The sequence below is a fragment of the Streptomyces sp. NPDC048507 genome, assembly GCF_043199995.1.
Lineage (GTDB): Bacteria > Actinomycetota > Actinomycetes > Streptomycetales > Streptomycetaceae > Streptomyces.
This window is the reverse complement of the sequence record NZ_JBICWZ010000035.1, coordinates 1-20629: the sequence shown is the minus strand read 5'-3', so window position 1 is coordinate 20629 and position 20629 is coordinate 1. Positions and strand designations below refer to the sequence as shown.

Annotated in this window: 16 protein-coding genes and 1 pseudogene; 6 read left to right on the top strand and 11 right to left on the bottom strand. The window is 73.8% G+C overall.

Annotation, left to right across the window (positions count from 1 at the left end):
• Nucleotides 1–128 precede the first annotated feature (128 nt).
• Entirely contained in the window at nucleotides 129–2384 is a 2256-nt protein-coding gene (gene treY / locus ACGFXC_RS37265) for a malto-oligosyltrehalose synthase (protein ID WP_393719384.1), read from the bottom strand.
• Between the two features lie 82 nt (nucleotides 2385–2466).
• Between treY and ACGFXC_RS37260 the strand changes: the two genes are divergently transcribed.
• Entirely contained in the window at nucleotides 2467–3816 is a 1350-nt protein-coding gene (locus tag ACGFXC_RS37260; protein ID WP_393719383.1) for an MFS transporter, read from the top strand.
• On the opposite strand, the gene glgX is transcribed toward ACGFXC_RS37260, so the two are convergent.
• The gene (gene glgX / locus ACGFXC_RS37255) at nucleotides 3801–5915 is read right to left on the bottom strand and encodes a glycogen debranching protein GlgX (protein WP_393719382.1); all 2115 of its coding nucleotides are present in this window, start codon (nucleotides 5913–5915) and stop codon (nucleotides 3801–3803) included. The genes ACGFXC_RS37260 and glgX overlap by 16 nt on opposite strands.
• A gap of 296 nt (nucleotides 5916–6211) precedes the next feature.
• Here glgX and ACGFXC_RS37250 point away from each other — a divergent pair, with 296 nt between their 5' ends.
• Nucleotides 6212–7471, top strand: a complete 1260-nt coding sequence (locus ACGFXC_RS37250; RefSeq protein ID WP_393719381.1) for an SAV2148 family HEPN domain-containing protein — start codon at nucleotides 6212–6214, stop codon at nucleotides 7469–7471.
• Between the two features lie 222 nt (nucleotides 7472–7693).
• Nucleotides 7694–8407 (top strand): 3'-5' exonuclease, encoded by a 714-nt coding sequence (locus ACGFXC_RS37245; protein ID WP_393719380.1) that lies wholly within the window; start codon nucleotides 7694–7696, stop codon nucleotides 8405–8407.
• A gap of 16 nt (nucleotides 8408–8423) precedes the next feature.
• Here the strand turns inward: ACGFXC_RS37245 and ACGFXC_RS37240 are convergent, their stop codons facing one another.
• Entirely contained in the window at nucleotides 8424–9275 is an 852-nt protein-coding gene (locus ACGFXC_RS37240) for a phosphotransferase enzyme family protein (RefSeq protein WP_393719379.1), read from the bottom strand.
• A 137-nt stretch (nucleotides 9276–9412) separates the two neighbouring features.
• Between ACGFXC_RS37240 and mgt the strand changes: the two are divergent.
• Nucleotides 9413–10677, top strand: a pseudogene (mgt, locus tag ACGFXC_RS37235) (macrolide-inactivating glycosyltransferase).
• Nucleotides 10674–11240: a DUF1697 domain-containing protein gene (locus tag ACGFXC_RS37230; protein ID WP_393719378.1), complete on the top strand. Its 567-nt coding sequence runs from the start codon at nucleotides 10674–10676 to the stop codon at nucleotides 11238–11240. Before mgt ends, ACGFXC_RS37230 begins: the two are co-directional and overlap by 4 nt.
• A 35-nt stretch (nucleotides 11241–11275) precedes the next feature.
• On the opposite strand, the gene ACGFXC_RS37225 is transcribed toward ACGFXC_RS37230, so the two are convergent.
• Nucleotides 11276–12922, bottom strand: coding sequence for an amidohydrolase family protein (locus ACGFXC_RS37225; protein ID WP_393719377.1), 1647 nt, complete (start codon nucleotides 12920–12922; stop codon nucleotides 11276–11278).
• Between the two features lie 189 nt (nucleotides 12923–13111).
• Nucleotides 13112–14002 (bottom strand): aldo/keto reductase, encoded by an 891-nt coding sequence (locus tag ACGFXC_RS37220; protein ID WP_393719376.1) that lies wholly within the window; start codon nucleotides 14000–14002, stop codon nucleotides 13112–13114.
• Between the two features lie 44 nt (nucleotides 14003–14046).
• Here ACGFXC_RS37220 and ACGFXC_RS37215 point away from each other — a divergent pair, with 44 nt between their 5' ends.
• Entirely contained in the window at nucleotides 14047–15048 is a 1002-nt protein-coding gene (locus tag ACGFXC_RS37215) for a ketopantoate reductase family protein (protein WP_393719375.1), read from the top strand.
• Here the strand turns inward: ACGFXC_RS37215 and ACGFXC_RS37210 are convergent.
• From ACGFXC_RS37210 to ACGFXC_RS37185, 6 genes are all read right to left on the bottom strand, one after another.
• Nucleotides 15045–15821, bottom strand: a complete 777-nt coding sequence (locus ACGFXC_RS37210; RefSeq protein ID WP_393719374.1) for a sirohydrochlorin chelatase — start codon at nucleotides 15819–15821, stop codon at nucleotides 15045–15047. The genes ACGFXC_RS37215 and ACGFXC_RS37210 overlap by 4 nt on opposite strands.
• Nucleotides 15822–15830: 9 nt before the next feature.
• Nucleotides 15831–16727 (bottom strand): ABC transporter permease, encoded by an 897-nt coding sequence (locus tag ACGFXC_RS37205; protein WP_393719373.1) that lies wholly within the window; start codon nucleotides 16725–16727, stop codon nucleotides 15831–15833.
• A complete protein-coding gene (locus tag ACGFXC_RS37200; protein ID WP_393719372.1) occupies nucleotides 16714–17508 on the bottom strand; it encodes an ABC transporter ATP-binding protein in 795 nt (264 codons plus the stop codon). The genes ACGFXC_RS37205 and ACGFXC_RS37200 overlap by 14 nt, the downstream gene beginning before the upstream one ends.
• A 34-nt stretch (nucleotides 17509–17542) precedes the next feature.
• Complete coding sequence (locus tag ACGFXC_RS37195) at nucleotides 17543–18676, bottom strand: aliphatic sulfonate ABC transporter substrate-binding protein (RefSeq protein WP_393719371.1); 1134 nt, start codon at nucleotides 18674–18676, stop codon at nucleotides 17543–17545.
• Nucleotides 18677–18891: 215 nt separating this feature from the next.
• Complete coding sequence (locus ACGFXC_RS37190; RefSeq protein WP_393719370.1) at nucleotides 18892–20241, bottom strand: sulfate adenylyltransferase subunit 1; 1350 nt, start codon at nucleotides 20239–20241, stop codon at nucleotides 18892–18894.
• A gap of 1 nt (nucleotide 20242) precedes the next feature.
• On the bottom strand, nucleotides 20243–20629 hold a 387-nt coding region (locus ACGFXC_RS37185; protein ID WP_393719369.1), incomplete at its 5' end, for a phosphoadenosine phosphosulfate reductase family protein.

Below are 20629 nucleotides of genomic sequence, written 5' to 3'. Positions count from 1 at the left end.
GGAGCGCCCTTGAGGGACCGGCCCGACGCGGAAGGACGATGAGACTGACGGGAGACCACCAAACCCTCCCTGACACCGCTCCGCTGGACCCCGCCTCCCCCGACCCCGACCCCGCCCGCCCCCGCCCCCTACTCCCCCCGCACCAGTGCCACCGCCGGGCCTGCCGTCAGGAGGTCGGCCAGGGGGACCCGGCCCTCGTACGGGGTGCTGCGCGGAGCGCCCGGCCCCCATGCGGGGTGCCACTGTCCCGGGGGGAGGTGCAGGGCGGTGTCCCGCCAGCCGCCCGCGAGGTGCAGGCGGTGCGACAGGCGGGTGGCGACCGCCAGCAGGCCGGGGGACCGGGTGAAGGCCACGCAGTGGGCGGCGGCCGGGCCGTGGGCCGTCAGGGGGGCGTAGCCGGTGAACAGCGCGGGCCGGGAGCGGCGCAGCCGGAGCAGGGCGGTGGTCAGGGCGAGCTTCTCCGCCGCCAGGCCGTGCGGGGCGGCGCCCGCGTCGAGGGCGGCCAGGGCCTCGCGCGGGAACCGCGCCGGGCGGCGGTTGTCCGGGTCCACCAGCGCCCGGTACTCGGTCTCCGAGCCCTGGTAGACCTCCGGCACCCCCGGCATCGTCAGGTGCAGCAGGGCCATGCCGAGGACGTTGGCCCGGGCCGCCCGCGCCAGGTCCGGCGGCAGCGCGGCCGCCTCTGCGGGCACCAGCTTCGTGATCCCGGCCTCGTACTCCTCGTCGGGGTCGGTCCACGAGGTGCTCAGTCCCGCCTCGCGGGCGGCCTTCAGCAGGGCCGCCGCCAGCCGGGACTCCCGCTCGGGGACGTCTCCGAGGCCGAGGGCGCTCTGCCGCGCCGCCCAGCCCAGCCGGGGGTCGTCGCCGGGCACCGGGCCCATCGCCTCCGGGGCCTGGGAGAGCACCGCGATCCGTGCCCGTACGTCGGCGCTGCGCTTGGTGTCGTGCGTGGACAGCACCGTCCCCGAGGCGGGCCAGTCCCGCTCCAGGGCGGCGCAGTAGGCGTGGAACTCCGTGACCGGCACCGCCGGGTCCTGCGGTGCGCCGCCGACCTCGGTGGCCGACAGCAGCGGGGCCCAGCGGTAGAAGGCCCGGTCCTCCAGGGACTTGGCGCGCAGCGCGGCCGAGGTCTGGGCGAAGCGGGCCGCGAAGGCGGTGTCCCGCAGCAGGAGTTCGCGTACGGCCCGCACGCCCGGGGTGTCCGCGGCGGCGGGGGCGATCTCGCCCCCCGGGTAGGGCCGGTAGACGGGGTAGTCGATGAGCAGCTCGCGCACGGCGGACGTCAGTTCCGGTCCCGCCATCCGCTCCAGGATGGTCAGTTCGGCGGCCAGGTCGACGGTCAGCACCTCGCGGGCGGCGGTCTCGGCGGTCTCCTCCCAGGGGGGCAGGCCGGTGGCCGAGGCGTGGGTGCGGGCGAGCTCGGCGGCGCCCGCCGGGTCGGTGAACAGTCCGTCGACGCGGTGCAGCGCGTCGTACCCGGTGGTGCCCGCGACCGGCCAGGCGGCGGGGAGCGATTCCCGGCGGGCGAGGATCTTCTCCACCACCACCCAGCAGCGCCCGCCCACGGCCGACCGCAGCCGCCGCAGGTATCCCTCGGGGTCCGCGAGCCCGTCGACGTGGTCGATCCGCAGTCCGGCCAGTACCCCGTCGCGGACCAGCTCCAGCACCTTCGCGTGGGTGGCGGCGAAGACGGCCGGGTCCTCCACCCGGACCCCGATGAGGTCGGAAATGGTGAAGAAGCGGCGGTAGTTGAGGGCGGTGCTGGCTTCGCGCCAGCAGGCCGGCCGGTACCACTGGGCGGCGAGCAGCTCCGGCAGCGGCAGTCCGGCCGTTCCGGTCCGCAGCGGGAACTCCCGCTCCTCGTACCGCAGCACCTCCCCGTCGACGCGGTACAGGGCGGGGTCGGCGGGTTCGCCGAGCACCGGGAGCAGGAGCTGTCCGCCGCCCGCCTCCCAGTCGATGTCGAACCAGCGGGCGTAGGGGGAGCGGGGTCCTTCCCGCAGCACCTCCCACAGGGGCCGGTTCAGCCGTAGCGGGTCGGGCACGGCCATGTGGTTCGGCACGATGTCGAGGACGAGCCCGAGTCCGTGCGCCGCCGCTTCGGCGGCCAGCTCGCGCAGGGCGCCCTCGCCGCCGAGCTCGGTGCGGACCCGGGTGTGGTCGGTGACGTCGTAGCCGTGCGTCGAGCCCGGTACCGCCTCCAGGGCGGGGGAGAGGTGCAGGTGCGAGACGCCGAGCGCGGCGAGGTAGGGTACGGCGGCCCGGGCCGCGGCGAACGGGAACTCGGGACGCAGTTGGAGTCGGTAGGTGGACGTGGGGACGACGGGCTCCGGAACATCAGGTTCCGGGGGTTCCTGGTGACTGCTTGAATACTGCAGGGTCATGAGAACGTACGTACCCAGCCCACGCGATTCCGTGCCATTACCCAATGCATCCGGGTGACTGCGCAGCGTTAATGTCGATCAAGTGGTTGGAACCGTCAACACCTATCGCAAAGTCATCGCCCTGACCGGGCCCCTACTCCCGCTCGTCTCGTTCTTCGCCCGACTGCCCGTCGCGATGTCCCAGTTCGGAAGCGTTCTCCTGGTCGCCGAGACCAGTGGCTCCCTCGCCACCGCGGGCATCGTCGGCGGCACCCTCTCGGCGGGCCAGGTGGTCTTCGGGCCCGTCCTCGGCCGCCTCGCCGACCGGCACGGGCAACGGCCCGTCGTCCTGGCCGCGGCGGCCGTCAACGCCGTCGCCACCGCCGCCCTCGTCGCCGGTGCCCTCGGGGGCCTGGCGACCTTCCCGCTCGCCGCGATCGGGGCCGTGACCGGCGCGTCCGTCCCGCTGATCGGGCCGCTCGCCCGGACCCGCTCCGTCGCGCTCGCGCACCGGGCGAAGTCCGACGAGGGCGTCGTGGGCGCCGTCCACTCCCTGGAGGGCACCCTCGACGAGATCTCGTTCGTCTTCGGCCCGGCGCTCGTCGGCCTCGCCGCGCTCGTCGCCCATCCGGCCGTCGCCCTCGGGGGCGCCGCCGCACTGGTCGTCGTGTTCGGCACGGCCTTCGCCCTGCACCCGACGGCCTCCGTCACCGCCGGCTCGCCCGCCCGGGCGCGCGGCGCCGGGGTGCGGGTCCGCCAGCCCCGCGTGGTGCACGCCGTCCGCGGCTCCCTCGCCCTCCAGGGCGCCATGTTCGGCGCCTGTCAGGCCGGGATCGCCTCGCTCACCGCGCAGTTGGGGGTGCCGGGCCAGGCCGGGATCGTGTACGCGGCGATGGGCGTGGTCAGCGCCGCCGTGGGGCTGGCGCTCGGCGCGCTGCCCGCCCGCTTCGGGCTGCGGCTGCGCTGGCGGGTGGCGACCGGCGCGGCCCTGGTGCTCTCGGTGCCCCTGCTGTTCACCGAGAGCCTGTGGCCGCTGTACGCCGTCGTCACCGTCCTCGGCGCCGCGTACGCCCCGCACCTGATCACCGCCTTCGCGCTGACCGAGCGCGTCGTGGAGCCCGCCCGGCTCGCCGAGGCGATGGCCTTCGCGGCGAGCTCCCTGGTGGCCGGGCAGGCCGTCGCGCTGGCCGTCTCGGGCCGGCTCGCGGAGGCCTACGGTCCGGCGGGCGCCTTCGCGGTGGCCGTGGGGGCGGCCGCGCTGAGCCTGACCCTGGCGCTGGTCACCCGGGTACCGGCGGCCCGCACCCCGGCCAAGGCCTTCATCCCGGCCCAGCAGACCGCCTCCCCGCAGCCGGCCGCGGGGCAGTCCGCCGCCGGGTCCGCGACCGGACCCGGCACCACCAGCCCCACCACCACCCGTCCCGGTACCACCAGCCCCTACGCGGGCCGCTGAAGCACCACCAGACACCGTCCCGTCAGCGCCACCCGGTCCCCGGCCGCGAACTGCGGTCCGGTGCCGGGTGGCAGTACGTCCGCCCGCGCGGTGTCCACGACCAGCCGCCAGCGCGCCCCGTGCCCCGCCGGGACGGTGAAGTCCTGCGGGTCGGCGCCCGCGTTGAACATCAGCAGGAACGAATCGTCCGTGATCCGCTCCCCGCGCGAGCCGGGCTCGGAGATCGCCTCGCCGTTGAGGAACACGGTCAGCGCCCGCGCGTGCTGCGCCTGCCAGTCGCGCGCCCGCATCTCCTCCCCGTGCGGGGTGAACCAGGCGATGTCCGACAGCTCGTCGTGCGTGCCCTCCACCGGGCGCCCGTGGAAGAACCGGCGCCGCCTGAACACCGGGTGGTCCCGGCGCAGCCAGACCATCCGACGGGTGAACTCCAGCAGCCCCGGTGCGGGTTTGCCGGGTTCCGGCCAGGTCACCCACGACAGGTCGTTGTCCTGGCAGTAGGCGTTGTTGTTGCCGCCCTGCGAGCGCGCGAACTCGTCGCCGTGGCTGAGCATCGGCACCCCCTGCGACAGCATCAGGGTGGCGGTGAAGTTGCGCATCTGGCGCTCGCGCAGCTCCTGGACCTCGGGGTCCTCGGTGGGCCCCTCGACCCCGCAGTTCCAGGAGCGGTTGTGGGTCTCGCCGTCCCGGTTGCCCTCCCGGTTGGCCTCGTTGTGCTTCTCGTCGTACGAGACGAGGTCGTTGAGGGTGAAACCATCGTGGCAGGTGGTGAAGTTGATGGAGGCCAGCGGTCGCCGCCCGTCGTCCTGGTACAGGTCCGAGGAGCCCGTCAGCCGGCCCGCGAACTCGGCGAGCGTGCGCGGCTGCCCGCGCCACAAGTCCCGTACGGTGTCGCGGTACTTGCCGTTCCACTCGGTCCAGAGCGGCGGGAAGTTGCCCACCTGGTAGCCGCCCTCGCCCAGGTCCCAGGGCTCCGCGATCAGCTTCACCTGGCTGACCACCGGATCCTGCTGCACCAGGTCGAAGAACGAGGACAGCCGGTCGACCTCGTGGAACTGCCGGGCCAGGGTGGCCGCGAGGTCGAAGCGGAAGCCGTCCACGTGCATCTCGGTGACCCAGTAGCGCAGCGAGTCCATGATCAGCTGGAGCACGTGCGGGGACCGCATGAGCAGGGAGTTCCCGGTGCCCGTGGTGTCCATGTAGTGCCGGGGGTCGTCGGCGAGCCGGTAGTACGAGGCGTTGTCCAGTCCGCGGAAGGACAGGGTCGGCCCCAGGTGGTTGCCCTCGGCGGTGTGGTTGTAGACCACGTCCAGGATCACCTCGATCCCGGCTTCGTGCAGGGCCCGCACCGCCGACTTGAACTCCAGCACCTGCTGCCCGCGGTCGCCCGAGGCGTAGCCGTTGTGCGGGGCGAAGAAGCCGATGGTGTTGTAGCCCCAGTAGTTGCTGAGCCCGTCGTTGTCGAGGCGGTGGTCGTTCACGTACTGGTGGACCGGCATCAGCTCCAGCGCCGTCACGCCGAGCTTGGTGAGGTGCCCGATCACCGCCGGGTGCGCGAGCGCCCCGTAGGTCCCCCGCAGTTCCTCGGGGAGCTCCGGATGGCGCATGGTCAGGCCCTTGACGTGGGCCTCGTAGAGCACGGTGTGGTGGTACTCGTGGCGCGGCGGGCGGTCGTTGGCCCAGTCGAAGTACGGGTTCACCACGACCGAACTCATCGTGTGCGGGGCGGAGTCGAGGTCGTTGCGCGAGTCGGGCCGCCCGAAGTGGTAGCCGTAGACCTGCTCGCCCCAGTCGACCTTGCCGCTGATGGCCCGCGCGTACGGGTCCAGCAGCAGCTTCGCCGCGTTGCAGCGCAGCCCGCGCTCGGGCTCGTAGGGGCCGTGCACGCGGAATCCGTAGCGCTGGCCCGGCATCACCCCGGGCAGGTAGGCGTGGCGCACGAAGGCGTCCGTCTCGCGCAGTTCGACGGCGGTCTCCGAGCCGTCGTCGTGCAGGAGGCACAGCTCGATGCGCCGCGCGGCCTCGGAGTACACCGCGAAGTTGGTTCCGGCGCCGTCGTACGTGGCACCCAGGGGATACGCCTGTCCCGGCCAGACCTGCATAGCTAACGACTCTTCCCATCCTGGTCCGGCTGATCCGGTGTCGAACGCGTCACTGCCAGATCTTCCCCGAAACAGGGTCCGCACGCGTGGACTTGGGATGAGCCTGACGGGTGACCCGCAAACCGGACGGTCGGGTCAACCGACTGTCGGGGCATCACATAATGAGTCAACGGACGGCCGGACCAGGGCCCGCGGGGTCACCGGGGGGCCGCTTCGGGCTGCGTCGGGCCATGTGCGCGGAGTACCCTTCCGTGATCACTGGAGACGGGCGTCCAGACGCAGAAGGCGGTGCACGGGTGAGCTCGGGAGGTCTGGAGCTGCCCCCTGGTGACAGCGGTCACGAGGGTGGCCCGGCGGACGGCCCAGGGGGCGGCGCGGGTGCGGTGGCCGCCGGGGCGGTGTCCCTGGCCCCGCCGGCGGACGGGGACGCGCGGGCCGGTGCCGAGCTGGACTGGGGCGCGGACGCGTGGAGCGAGGTCCGTACGCGGGCCCAGCGCGCGGGCCGCGCGTACATCTGGCTGAACCTCATCGAGCAGCGCCTGCGGTCGGTGGTGGGGGCGGTGCTGCGGCCCGTCTACGAGCCGGTGCACGGCGGCGACGACTGGGTGGTGGCGGCCGCGGGGCCGGCCGGTCAGGAGTGGGTGCAGCGGGCGGTGGCGGTGCGCGAGGTCAGCCGGCGCAAGGGCTACCTCCTCGACCCGGCCGACGACAACGTGCTCAGCTTCCTGACGCTGCCGCAGCTGCGGGAGCTCATGGTCCAGCACTGGCCCTGCTTCGAACCGTACTTCGACGACCGGCGCGAGATCGAGCTGGCCCTCGACGAACTGGAGGTCACCCGCAACGTGGTCTCCCGCAACCGGGCGCTGTCGCGGCCGGTGCTGGAGCAGGCCGAGCGGGCGTCGGCGCGGCTGCTGGAGGTGCTGGGCGCGGGGGCGGGCAGCCCCGCCGCGGACCGGCTGCCGATCGACGCGGTGGAGGACCTGGTCGGGGACCGGTACGCGGACGTGATCTCGGTGCACCCGGACCGGGTGCGGCTCCAGCGGATGCTGCCGGCCGAGGACCTGTTCGGGGGCGCCCGGCGGCTGGACGCCATCGGTATAGGCCTGAACCTGCTGGTGCAGAACTTCTCCGGGCGAAGGCTGGTCCGGCTGACGGAGGCGGGCTGCCGGGTGCGGCTGCTGTTCCTGAATCCGGCGAGCAGCGCGGTCAAGCGGCGCGAGCGCGAGCTGGGGCTGCGCAAGGGCGAGCTGAGCCGGTCGGTGGAGATGAACATCCTGCACGTGCGGCGGGTGCGGGCGGGGCTCGGGGACCCCTCGCGGTTCGACATCCACGTCTTCGACGAGACGCCGCGCTTCACCGCCTACCTGGTGGAGGGGGAGACGTCCGGGATCGCCGTGGTGCAGTCCTACCTGCGGCGGGCCCGCGGGATGGAGGCGCCGGTGCTGGTGCTGCGCGGGGGCGGCCGGGGGGCGGCGAAGGACGCCGAGCACGGGCTGTTCACGACGTACCGCGAGGAGTTCGAGTCGGTGTGGGAGGACTCCCGGCCGGTGTCGTGAGCGTCCCGGCAAGGGTCCCGGACCCCTCGGGCGCGGCGGCCGGGCGGCCGGACGGGCGGCCTGCCGGGCGGGACGCCGGGCCCCGGCGGCGGGTGTGTCAGTGGCGCGTGGCAGGCTGAAACGCGTTGACCGATACACGGGGGAGGGGCGCGTCATGGAGGCGTGGCAGGGGGGAGCGGGGGCCCGCTCGGGTCCGGGGACGAGGGGCGCGGGGGGTTGGCGATGAGCTGGATCAGCGGACCGCTGGTCGCGTTCGACCTGGAGACCACGGGTACGGACGTCGAGACGGACCGCATCGTCACGGCGGCGGTCGTCCGCCTGGACGCGGACGGCGCGGTCTCGCGCGAGCGGACGTGGCTGCTCGATCCCGGGGTGGAGATACCGGAACAGGCGTCGGCGATCCACGGCATCTCGACGGAGCACGCCCGGGCGCACGGGGTGCCGGCCGCCGGGGCCGTGGACGAGATCGCCCGGGCCGTCGCCGACGGGCTGGGGGCCGGCCGGCCGCTGGTGGTGATGAACGCGCGCTACGACCTGTCGCTGCTCGACCGCGAGTGCCGGCGCCACGGGGTGGCGTCGCTCAGCGAGCGGCTGGGCGGGGTGCCGTCGCCGGTCATCGATCCGCTGGTGATCGACAAGCACGTGGACAAGTACCGCAAGGGCAAGCGGGCCCTGCACGCCCTGTGCGCGCATTACGGGGTCTCCCTCGACGACGCGCACGACGCCCGGGCGGACGCCGTGGCCGCCGCCCGGGTGGTGCGCAGCCTGGGGGAGCGGCACCGGCCCGTCGCCCTGATGCCGCTGGCGGAGCTGCACGCCCTCCAGGTCCGCGCGGCGGCCGAGCAGTCGGTCTCGCTCCAGGCCTACCTGCGGCGCACCACCGACCCGGCGGCGGTCGTGGAGCCGTCCTGGCCCCTGATACCCCGCGCCCGCTGACCGCGCGGCGGCGGGCCTAGAACGGGTGCCAGCGGGTCTCGGTGTCCCCTTCGCGCAGGGAGGTCACGCGGCGCCGGAACTCGGCCAGGGCCTTGGGGTTGGCGGGGGCGTGCTGGGAGACCCAGGCGCAGCTGGCCGTCTCGCGGGCGCCGCGCAGCACGGCGCAGCCCTGCCACTCCCGCACGTCCCACCCGTAGGCGGTGGTGAAGGAGTCGTAGGCGTCGGCGGGGAGTCCGTAGCGGTCGCGGGACAGGGCCATGACGACCAGGTCGTGCTCCCGCAGGTCGGCCGATACGGTCTCCAGGTCGACCAGCACCGGTCCGTCCGGGCCGACGTGGACGTTGCGGGGCAGGGCGTCGCCGTGGATGGCGCCCGGGGGCAGGTGCGGGGTGAGGGCGGCGACCTCGTCGGCGTAGGCGTCGCGCCGGGCCCGCAGGTAGGCCGCGTCGGCGGGGTCGACGGCGTCGCCGGCCAGCCGGAGCCAGCGCTCGACCCCGCCGAGCAGGTCCCGGGCGGGCAGCGCGAACGGCGGCGCGGGCAGCGCGTGCAGCGGGCGGAGCAGCGCTGCGAGGTCGGCGGGGCCCGCGGGGCGGACCGCGTCGGGCAGCCGGTGCCACAGGGTCAGCGGGTGGCCGTCCACCAGCCGGGCCCCGGCTTCGGCCGCGCGCACGGCGGGGATCCCGGCCGTGCGGAGCCAGTCGGCGACGGCCAGTTCCCGTTCGGCCCGTTCCAGCAGTGCGGCCTCGCGGCCCACCTTGGCGACCAGGCCGGCGACGGCGAAGACGGCGTTCTCGCCGAAGGAGAGCAGCTCGGCCGGTCCGCTGAGCCCCGCCCGCGTCAGTACGTCCCTGGCCCGTGCCTCGTCCATGCCGTTCTTCCCGCCTTCTCGCGCGCCGTCCGAGCGCCCGTGAGTCCGATCTCCCCGCGCGTCGCCGCAAAGTCTCGCATCCCCCGGGGAGGCGGGGAGGCGGGGAGCCGGGCAGCCATGGGGGCCGGGGAGGTGCAATTCCGTTGCACGAGACGTATCGTCTCGTTATGGTGAGCTCATGACACCGCACGAGCCCGCCCACATCGCCATGTTCTCGATCGCCGCCGCGGGGCACGTGAACCCGAGCCTCGAAGTGATCAGGGAACTCGTCGCCCGGGGACACCGCGTGAGCTACGCCATCCCCGCCGGTTACGCCGGGAAGGTCGCCGGGACCGGCGCCACCCCGGTGATCTGGAACTCCACCCTCCCCACCGACGACGACCCGGACGCCTGGGGCACCGAACTCATCGACCACATCGAACCCTTCCTCGCCGACGCGATCCAGGCCCTGCCCCAGCTCGCGGCCGCCTTCGAAGGCGACCGGCCGGACCTCGTCCTGCACGACATCACCGCCTACCCGGCGATCGTCCTCGCCCGCCGCTGGGGCGTCCCGGCGATCTCCCTCTCCCCCAACTACGTGGCCTGGCAGGGCTACGAGGAGGAGGTCGGGACGCCCATGACCGCCGCACTGCACGCCTGCGAGCGCGGCAGGGCGTACTACGCCCGCTTCCGGGCCTGGCTGCTCGACAACGGCATCGACCAGGACCCCGACCCCTTCGTCGGGCGTCCGCCGCGCAGCATCGCCCTGATCCCGCGCGCCCTCCAGCCCCACGCCGACCGGGTCGACGAGTCCGTCTACACCTTCGTCGGAGCCTGCCGGGACGAGGGCGCCGCCCACGGAACCTGGCGCAGGCCGGGGGCCGCCGAAGGCAAGAAGCTCCTGCTGGTCTCCCTCGGCTCCACCTTCACCAAACAGCCCGCCTTCTACCGGGCCTGCGTCGAGGCCTTCGGAAACCTCCCCGACTGGTACGTGATCCTCCAGATCGGCAGGTTCACCGACGAGGCCGAACTGGGCGAGGTGCCCGGCAACATCGAGGTCCACCGCTGGGTGCCGCAGCTGGACATCCTGCGCGAGGCCGACGCCTTCGTCACCCACGCGGGCGCGGGCGGCAGCGCCGAGGGCCTCGCCACCGCCACCCCCATGGTCGCCGTCCCCCAAGCCGTCGACCAGTTCGCCAACGCCGACGTGCTGGCCTCCCTCGGCGTGGCCCGCCACCTCCCGATGGAGCGGGCCGACGCCACGGCCCTGCGCGAAGCGGTCCTCGACCTGCTGGCCGACCCCGACGTCGCCGAACGCGCCGAGGCGCTGCGCGCCCGGTCGGCGGCCGAGGGCGGCACGCGCCGGGCGGCCGACCTCATCGAGGCGGCACTGTCACAGCCGCCCCTTAAGGTGCGCCCATGACGAAGGAGCCCCCTGTGAAGAAGTACGCGGCGCTGCTGCGCGGCATCAACGTCGGCGGCAACAAGAAGGTCCCGATGGCGCAGCTGCGCACGGTGATGGAAGGTCTGGGACACGGCGACGTCCAGACCTACCTGCAGAGCGGCAACGCCGTCTTCAGCTCCGGCGAGGCCGACCCGGACGCCCTGGCCCGGGCGCTGGAGGCCGCCATCGAGACGCACTTCGGCTTCCGGGTGCCCTGCCTGGTCGTCGACGGGGACCACCTGCGCGCCGTCGCCGGGGCCTGCCCCTTCCCGGCCGCCGAACTGGAGGGCAGACAGCTCCACGCCACCTTCTTCTCCGCGCAGCCGGACCCGGAGCGCTTCGCCGCCCTCGACGCCGCCGCGTTCCTCCCGGAGGAGTACCGGCTGGGCGACCGCGTCCTCTACCTGTACGCCCCCGACGGCCTGGGCCGCTCCAAGCTGGCCGAAGCGCTCGCCCGGCCCGCCGTGGTCAAGGGCCTGGACGTCACCACCCGCAACTGGAACACCGTCGTCAAGCTGGTCGAGCTGACCGCCGCCCCGTAACCGCTGCCCCGTGACCGCCCCCCCGTAACCGCCGCTCACCGCTGCCCGTAGCGGCCCGGCAGCTCCCGCAGGTAGGCCGGAAGGTTCGGATTGGCCAGCAGACGGGCCGCCCAGTCGGGGTCCTCGGCCGTGGTCAGGGGGCTCAAGGGGGTCCGCTCGAAGGGCAGGCCCAGGCGGCAGCGCAGGACGCGCGCCACGTCCTGCGGCGTCAGCTCGCCCGCCGGGCCGCCGCCCGGACAGCGGGACAGCTCGGAGCGGATCCGCTCCACGGACGCCGGTTTCCCCCGCACCCGCTCCAGCAGGAAGCCCGGATCCATGTCCAGCGCGCGCTGGAGGCGCTCCCGGGTCTCGGCGAGGGACATCGGCGGCAGGGCCGTCCCGGGACAGTCCGGCGCGATCACCTTGGTGCGGCCCGAGGCGAACCGGACCGCCTCCTCGGTGCCGGCGGCGGGGCGGGCCCGCGCCATGAGCGGCGCGTCGCCGTAGAGCATCCCGCCGCCCACGGACACCAGCCGGACGTGCTCCTCCGTCGCCTCGATCAGATTGCGGTACGGGTCGCCGCCCCGGTCGTCCACCACCACCAGGTCGGCGACCTCACCCGGCGCGATCCGGCCCGCGCGGCGCTCCCAGCCCAGCGCCCGGGCCGGGTTGCGGGTCACCGTCTCCACCAGCTCGCGGTCGCTGAACAGCCCGCCCAGCGCGTGCCGGTTGACCAGATCGGCCACCTTCAGCTCGCCCAGCACCGACCTGCTCCCCGACGGGGCCCAGTCGGGACCCAGACTGATGCCGACTCCGGCCGCCTTCGCCGCGGCCACGTCCGCGGTCCTCCCGTACAGCAGCAGGTTCGACAGCGGCGACCAGACGAGCGAGGCCCCGCGCCGGGCCATGTCCGCCAGCTGCTCCGGGGTGAGCCCCACGCCGTGGACGGCGACGAGCCCGGGGCCCACGAGCCCGCTGCGCCGGGCGGCCTCGTACTCGTCCGCCATCCGCGGCCCCGTGCCCTCGGCCAGGTGCAGGACCAGCACGCCGTCGCGCCGGGCCCGCGCCAGCTCCGCCCATTCCGGCGCGTCGCGACCCAGGTCCACGCGGCTGACGGCCCGCCGCGGGCCGACCCGCGCCGTCTCGACGTTGCGGACCAGGCAGCCGGGCGCACTGCTCGCCAGCTCCGGATCGGCGCCCTGCAGGGAGGTGGTGCCGCCGGCCAGCGCCTTGTACTCGCCGTACCGGCCCATCTCCGCGCCGAGGTCGTAGAAGCCGGGATCGCCCAGGACGAACGCGGAACGGGTGATGCGCCGGTCCTGCTCCTCGTCGTAGTACCGCCACGCGTACCGGTCGGGGTAGGCCTCGCGCACCGGCATCAGGGGGTAGACGGCGTGCCCGGGGTGGTTGTGCAGGTCGATCAGCCCGGGATAGAGGACCCCACCGGTGTCGACGACCCGGGCGGACCTCGCGCCCGCCGGCAACGCGCGCCCCGCCCCGGCCACCGCCTCGATGCGTCCGGCGCGGACCCACACCCGCGCGTCCGGCCACACGTGGCCCGCGTCGTCCATCGTCACCACCGTGCCGGTGAGCACCACCCCGGAGTCCGCCGGGGCCGCCGGGGCCGAGGCGGGTCCGAGGGCGGCCGCCGCGCACACCGCCCCCGCGGCGAACAGGACGGCAACGGCTCTGCTGCGGCTCACGGCGCCCCCGGCTCCCCATCGGACGGCCGCGGGAGGAACGACCCCGCGGGCCCGGCAGCCTAACGGCGGTGGCCCGGCGCCGCCGGGCCATCGGCACCCTTCGTCCGGAACCGGCCGGTACGGAGCCCGCCCGAGCCCTGAACACGCCCCCCCCGCAGCACGCGGGCGGGCGCCCCGGGCCCGGCCGGTTCAGCGGGTGGACTCCGCGGACGCCCCCCGGCCGCCGGGCGGAGCCGGACGGAGCGCGTCCAGCACGGTCAGCTCCGGGGTGGTCAGGCGCAGGGAGGCCGCCGCCAGGTTCTGCGTCAGGTGCGCGGGGGAGCCGGTGCCGGGCGTCGGGCACAGCACCGGCGAGTGGTGCAGCAGCCAGGCCAGCGCCACCTGCCCCGGGCTCGCGCCGTGCGCCGCAGCCACCGCGGCCACGGCGGCCGCACCCTCCCGGGCCAGCGCGCCGCTGCCCAGCGGGTAGTACGGCAGGAAGGCGATCCCGCGCGCCTCGCACAGGGCCAGCACCTCGGCGGAGGACCGGTCCAGCAGGTTGTACGGGTTCTGCACCGCCGCCACCGGCACCGACTCCAGCGCCCGCCGCAACTGGGGCGCGCTCACCGTGTCCAGACCGATGTGCCGGATCTTGCCCTCCTCCCGCAACCGCGCGAGCTCGCCCAGCTGTTCGGCCTCCGGGACCGCCGGATCGAAGCGGTGGAGCTGATAGAGGCCGATCCGCTCCACGCGCAGCCGTCGCAGGCTCGCCTCGCACATCCGGCGCAGGTCCTCGGGCCGGCCCGCCGTGTGCCACTCGTCGGGCCCGGTGCGCACCACCCCGCCCTTGGTCGCGACCACGAGCCGGTCCCCGTACGGGTGGAGGGCCTCGGCGATCAGCTCCTCGGCCAGGCCCGGCCCGTAGTTGTCGGCCGTGTCGATCAGGGTCACCCCCTGCTCGACGGCCGCGCGCAGCAGCGCCACCGCCTCGGCGCGGCTGCCGCGCGGACCCCAGTAACCCGGCCCGACCACACCGCCCGTACCGAATCCGAGGCGTCCCAGCGGCAGGTCCCCGCCCAGCGGGAAAGCGGCGTTCGTCATGGCCCGACGGTACTCGCGCGGCCACGGTGTGCCAGGCTCGGGGCATGCGTTACATCATCATCGGCGCCGGAGCGATCGGCGCGACCATCGGCGGACGCCTCGCCGCATCGGGCCGGGAGGCCGTCCTCGTCGCCCGCGGCGCCCACGCCGAGGCGCTCCGGGCGGACGGGCTGCGGCTCACCACCGCCGACGGCGCCCGCGTCCACCGGCTCCCGGTGGTCACCGGACCGGCGGAGCTGGGCGAACTGCGCCCCGACGACGTGCTGCTGCTCACCGTGAAGACCCAGGACGCCATCGCCGCGCTCGACGCCTGGGGCGACGCCGAGGTGGCCGGCGGCGGCACGGCGGCCCAGCGTCTGCCGCTGCTGTGCGCACAGAACGGTGTGGAGAGCGAACGGCTGGCCCTGCGGCGCTTCGCGCGCGTGTACGGGGTCTGCGTCTGGCTGCCCGCGACCTTCCTGGAGCCCGGCACGGTCTCGGCGCTGTGCGCCCCGCTGACCGGCATCCTGCACCTGGGCAAGGCCGCCGGAGGAGCCGACCGGCGGATCGCCGCGATCGCCGCCGACCTGGAGGAGGCGGGGTTCGGGGCGCCGGTCGTCGAGGACGTGATGCGCTGGAAGTACGCGAAGCTGCTCGGGAACCTGGGCAACGCCATCCAGGCGACCACCGGCCCCGAGCCGGAGCCGGCGAAGGCGGCGCTCCTGCTGAGGGCGGTCCGCGAGGGCGAGGCGGTCCTGGGGGCGGCGGGCATCGACTACGCCACGGCCGCGCAGCAGTCGGCGGCCCGTGACGGCAAGGTCGAGCAGCCGCAGGGCGTGCGCGGCGGCTCCTCGTGGCAGAGCCTGGCGCGCGGCACGGGCTCGGTGGAGGCCGACTACCTCAACGGGGAGGTCTGCCTGCTGGGCCGGCTGCACGGGGTCGCGACCCCCGTCAACGACGTGCTGCGGCACGCGGCGAACATCTTCGCCCGCGAGGGCCTGCCGCCGGGCGCGATGTCGATCGCCGACCTGACGGCCCTGGCCGACGAAGCGGCCTCCCGCGGCTAGGCCGGCCAGGCCGTCAGGGCCGGGCGGGTTGCCGGGGTGGCGGTGACGGCCGTGTCGTAGCGGTGCAGCAGCAGGCGGGCGAGTTCCGGGGCGGCGCCGAGGACCTCGGCGGTCACGTCCGCGCCGGATTCGGCGGCTCCGGCGGCGATGCGGTCCGGGAGCCTGCCGGGGGCGATGACGTACGGGGCCACCGCCACCCGCCGGACGCCCTCGGCGCGCAGGGCGCGGACGGCGTCCTGTGTCCGGGGCAGGCCGGCGGAGGCGAACGCAGGCCGCACGGCGCACCAACCGGTGTGCCGCCACTCCCGCGCGATTTCAGCGATCACTGCGATCGCCTCCGGGTCGGAGGATCCGGCGGACGCGAGCACCACACCGGTGCGTGCGCGGTCCGCCGGGGTGAGGCCGAGACCGGCCTCGGCCAGGCGCCGCTCCAGGGCCGTCACCAGCAGCGGTGACGGGCCGAGCACGTCGGCCACCCGCACCGAGAGTCCGGTCAGGCGGCCGGTGGCCTCGGCGAGGACCGCCGGGATGTCCGCCTTCGCGTGGAAGGCGCGGGTGAGCAGCAGCGGCAGGGCCACCACCTCCCGGACGCCGGACAGGTACAGGGAGGCCAGGGCCTGGGAGACGGTCGGGCCGTTGAAGTCGAGGAAGGCGGTCTCGGCCCGCAGTCCGGGCCGCAGCGACCGGGCCCGCCCGACGAGGGCGTGCACGGTCGCCGCGTGCCGCGGATCGCGGCTGCCGTGGGCGATGACGAGGAGAGCGCGGGAGGACACGGTTGCGGCTCAGCTCTTGACCAGCAGGCCGCGGCTGCGCAGCACCCACCGCTCGACCGGGCTGAAGATCAGCAGGTCGATGGCGATGCCGACCACGAGGATCAGCAGGATCGCGAGGAACACGCCGGGCAGGTCGATGTTGTTGCGGCCGTTCTCCAGCAACTGGCCCAGGCCCAGGCCCAGGTCGGGGGAGCTGGCGATGATCTCGGCGGCCATCAGGGAGCGCCAGGAGAAGGCCCAGCCCTGCTTGAGGCCGGCCAGGTAGCCGGGGAGGGCGGCGGGCATGACCACGTGCCGGGCGCCGCTCAGTCCGGTGGCACCGAGGGTGCGGCCGGCCCGCAGGAACAGCGGCGGGATCTGGTCGATGCCGGAGACGAGGCCGTTGGCGATCGAGGGGACGGCGCCCAGCAGGATCACCGTGTACATCATGGCGTCGTTGAGCCCGAACCACAGGACCGCCGGGGGCACCCAGGCCACCGAGGGCAGGGACTGCAGGCCCTGGAGGATGGGGCCGATCGCGGCGCGGACGAACCTCACGCGGGCCACCAGCAGGCCGAGCGGGGTGCCGATGGCCAGGGCCAGCAGGAAGCCCAGCAGGCCCCGGGAGACGCTGGTCCAGATCACGTCGAGCAGGGTGCCCTTGACCCACATGTCGGACAGGCTGTCCCACACCGCGGACGGGGCGGGCAGCTTCGTCTCGTCGGTGACCTTGGCCGCGACCAGCACCTGCCAGACCACCAGGACGAGGCCGACGGCGAGCAGCGGGGGCAGCACCTTCTTGGTGAAGACCTCGCGGAGCGGGGGGCGGTGGGTCTGGACCGCGTCGAGGGCATCGAGGCCCGCCTCCAGGCCGGCCAGGTCCTCGTGCTTGGCCCCGGCCTTCGTGGTGGTGTCAGTGCTGGCCATGGCGGCGGATCTCCCCACGCAGGTGTTCAGTGATCTCAAGGGACAGCTCCGCGACGTCCGCGTCCTCGATGCGGCGCGGCTGCGGGATGCCCACGGTCCATTCCTTCGCGACGCGGCCGGGGCGGGAGGAGAGCAGGACCACGCGCTGGGCGAGGCGGACGGCTTCGCGGACGTTGTGGGTGACGAAGAGGACCGACAGGCCGGTCTCCGCCCAGATCCGGGTGAGTTCGCCGTGCAGGACGTCGCGGGTGATGGCGTCGAGGGCCGCGAAGGGCTCGTCCATCAGCAGGAGGCGGCTGTCCTGGGCCAGGGCGCGGGCCAGGGCGACGCGCTGGCGCATGCCGCCGGACAGTTCGTGGACCCGCTTGCCGTACGCGCCGCCGAGCCGGACCAGCTCCAGCAGCCGTTCGGCCTCCGGCTTGCGCTCCGTCTTGGGCACGCCGCGCAGGCGCAGGGCGAGTTCGATGTTCTTGCCCGCGGTCAGCCACGGGAACAGGGCGTGCTCCTGGAACATCAGGGCCGGGCGGCCGCCGGGGGTCTCGATGGACCCCGCGGACGGCTTGTCCAGTCCCGCGACCAGGTTCAGCAGCGTGGACTTGCCACACCCCGAGGCGCCCAGGATGGTGACGAACTCGCCGGGGGCGACATCGAGACTGATGTCGTCCAGGACGAGCTGCGTTCCGGCCGGGCCGGAGAAGGACTTCGAGACGTGCTCGATGCGGGCGGCGTGCGCGTGCTCCGCTACGGCGCCCTCGGCAGCCTTGGCGAACGTGGTGGCCATGGTCGTCACCTCCTGGGGTCGCTGAACTACTTGCTTACTTGGCGCCGAGACCGGCGTCGGAGACCTCGGGCTTGCCGGCGGCCTTCAGGACCTTGTTCAGGAGCGTCAGGTCGTAGATGCCGGCCAGGTCGGGCTGCTCGATGAGCTTGGCCTTGACCGCCCAGTCGGACTCCGTCTTCAGCGTGGAGGCCAGCGGGTCGTCGGTGACGAGGATCGACGGCCAGGCCGGGTCGATGACCTTCGCGTCGAGCGCCTTGCCGCTGTCCGCCTCCAGCTTGGCGTTGGCGGAGGCCTTCGCCTTGTCCGGGTTGGCGTTGATCCAGTCGTTGGTCTTCACCGTGCCCTTGAGCACGGCCTCGACCACGTCCGGGTGCTCCTTGAGGAACTTCTGCGACACGATGATGTTCGTGATCACGAACTTCTTGTCGGGCCACAGGGCGGTCTCGTCGAGGAGGACGGAGCCGCCGTCGGAGACGAGCTTGGAGGCCGTGGGCTCCGGCACCCAGGCGCCGTCGATCGAGCCCTGCTTGAAGGCGTCCGGGGTGACCTTGTTGTCCGTCCGCACGACGGAGACGTCGCCCTTGCCGGACTCCGGGTCGACCTTCCAGCCCTTCTCGGAGATCCAGTTGAGGAACGCGACGTCCTGCGTGTTCCCCTTCTGCGGGGTGGCGATCTTCTTGCCCTTGAGGTCGTCCAGGGTCTTGATCTTGTCCGGGTTCACGACGAGCTTGACGCCGCCGGAGGCAGAGCCGGAGATGATCCGCAGGTTCTGGCCCTTGGACTTCACGTAGGCGTTGATCGAGGGCGAGGGGCCGATGAAACCGATGTCGAGAGAGCCCCCGTTGAGGGCTTCGATCTCGGACGGACCGGCGTTGAAGGACTGCGGCTTGATCTTGGTGCCGTTCAGCTCCTTCTCGATCAGGCCCTCCTGGAGGCCGACCAGCGCGGTGGCGTGCGTCAGGTTCGGGAAGTAGCCGATGCGGACCTCGGAGGCCGAAAGCTTCTTGGCGTCGCCGGCGGCGCCGGTCGCCGCGGTGTCCTTGGGCTCGTCCTTCTTGGCTTCGGAGCCGTAGCCGCAGGAGGCGAGGGCGCCGATCAGGAGCGGGAGCGCGGCGGCGGCGACGATGCCGCGGCGCAGGGTGGTGCGGGTGGTACCGGTGGCAGGCACGGGAGGACTTCCTCTCGTAGCGTCATGGGGTCATGACGCACGTCTTCGTCTGTGGAGCAAGGACAGGTACGGCGGGTGGGGGGTGAGGGCGCGCATGCGGTGCGCGTACGTCATCGCGCACATCGCGCCACCCCTCCCTGGCCGCTGCCGAGGGCGCCGCTGCCGACGCGGCCGCCCTCCTTCGCGAAGGTGGAGTAGATGTCGTGGAGCATGGTCTAGAAGTCCCACCCTTCTTCATCCGCCTGGACCTCGTCCGCCGGGGGACGGCCCTGTGAAACGAACGACTCGCCCGCCATCCCGGCCGCCAGGGTGGTGCCGTCCGCCGGGTCGATCAGCAGGAAGGACCCGGTGCGGCGCGAGTCGGCGTAGGCGTCGAGCGCGAGGGGTTCGGCGGTCCGTACGAGGACCCGGCCGATGTCGTTGGCGACCAGCTGCCCGGGCTCCGGGTGCTGGGAGAGGTCGTCCAGGGTCAGCCGCGAGGGGATCTCCTTGACGATCGCCTTGACCGTGCGGGTGGTGTGCTTGATCAGCACCCGCGCGCCCACGGCCAGCGGCTGGTCGGCCACGTGGCAGACCGTCGCGACGACGTCCTGGGTGGTGGCCGGGGCGCTCGCGGACGGCGCGATCAGGTCGCCGCGCGAGATGTCGATGTCGTCCTTCAGGCGCAGCGTCACCGACTGCGGGGCCCAGGCGATGTCGACGCTCTCGCCGAGCGCGTCGATGCCCTCGATGACCGAGGTGCGGCCGGACGGCAGGACGGTGACGGCTTCGCCGACGCGCAGGACGCCGGAGGCGATCTGGCCGGCGTAGCCGCGGTAGTCGGGGTGCTCGGCGCTCTGCGGGCGGATCACGTACTGGACGGGGAAGCGGGCCGGGCAGGCCGTCAGGTCATGGCTGACCGGGACCGTCTCCAGGTGCTCCAGCACCGTCGGGCCGCCGTACCAGTCCATGTTCGCGGAGGGCTCGACCACGTTGTCCCCGGCCAGGGCCGAGATCGGGATCGCGGTGATCTCCGGGACGCCGAGGTCGGAGGCGTAGGCGGTGAACTCCTCGGCGATCTTCGCGAAGACCGCTTCCCGGTAGTCGACGAGGTCCATCTTGTTGACGGCGAGGACGACGTGGGGGACGCGCAGGAGGGCGGCGACGGCGGCGTGGCGGCGGGTCTGTTCGATGACGCCGTTGCGGGCGTCGACGAGGACGACGGCGAGGTCGGCGGTGGAGGCGCCGGTGACCATGTTGCGGGTGTACTGCACGTGGCCGGGGGTGTCGGCGAGGATGAACCGGCGGCGTGCGGTGGCGAAGTAGCGGTAGGCCACGTCGATGGTGATGCCCTGTTCGCGTTCGGCGCGCAGGCCGTCGGTGAGGAGGGCGAGGTCGGGGGTGTCCTGGCCGCGCCGGGCGGAGACGGCCTCGACGGCTTCCAGCTGGTCGGTCAGGACCGACTTGGAGTCGTGCAGGAGCCGCCCGACGAGGGTGGACTTGCCGTCGTCGACGGAGCCGGCGGTCGCGAAACGCAGCAGGGTGGTGGCCGCCAGGTCGGCGAACTGCTCGGTGGTGCTGGTCATGTTAGAAGTACCCTTCGCGCTTGCGGTCTTCCATCGCGGCCTCGGACATCTTGTCGTCGGCGCGGGTCGCGCCCCGCTCGGTGAGGCGGGAGGCGGCGATCTCGGTGATCACCGCGTCCAGGCTGGTGGCGTCGGAGTCCACGGCGCCGGTGCAGGACATGTCGCCCACCGTGCGGTAGCGGATCAGACGCGTCTCGGGGACCTCGCCCTCCTTGGGGCCGCCCCAGTCGCCGGCCGTCAGCCACATTCCATTGCGCTGGAAGACCTCGCGTTCGTGGGCGAAGTAGATCGGGGGGAGTTCGATGGCCTCGCGGGCGATGTACTGCCACACGTCCAGCTCGGTCCAGTTGGAGAGGGGGAAGACGCGGACGTGTTCGCCGGGGGCGTG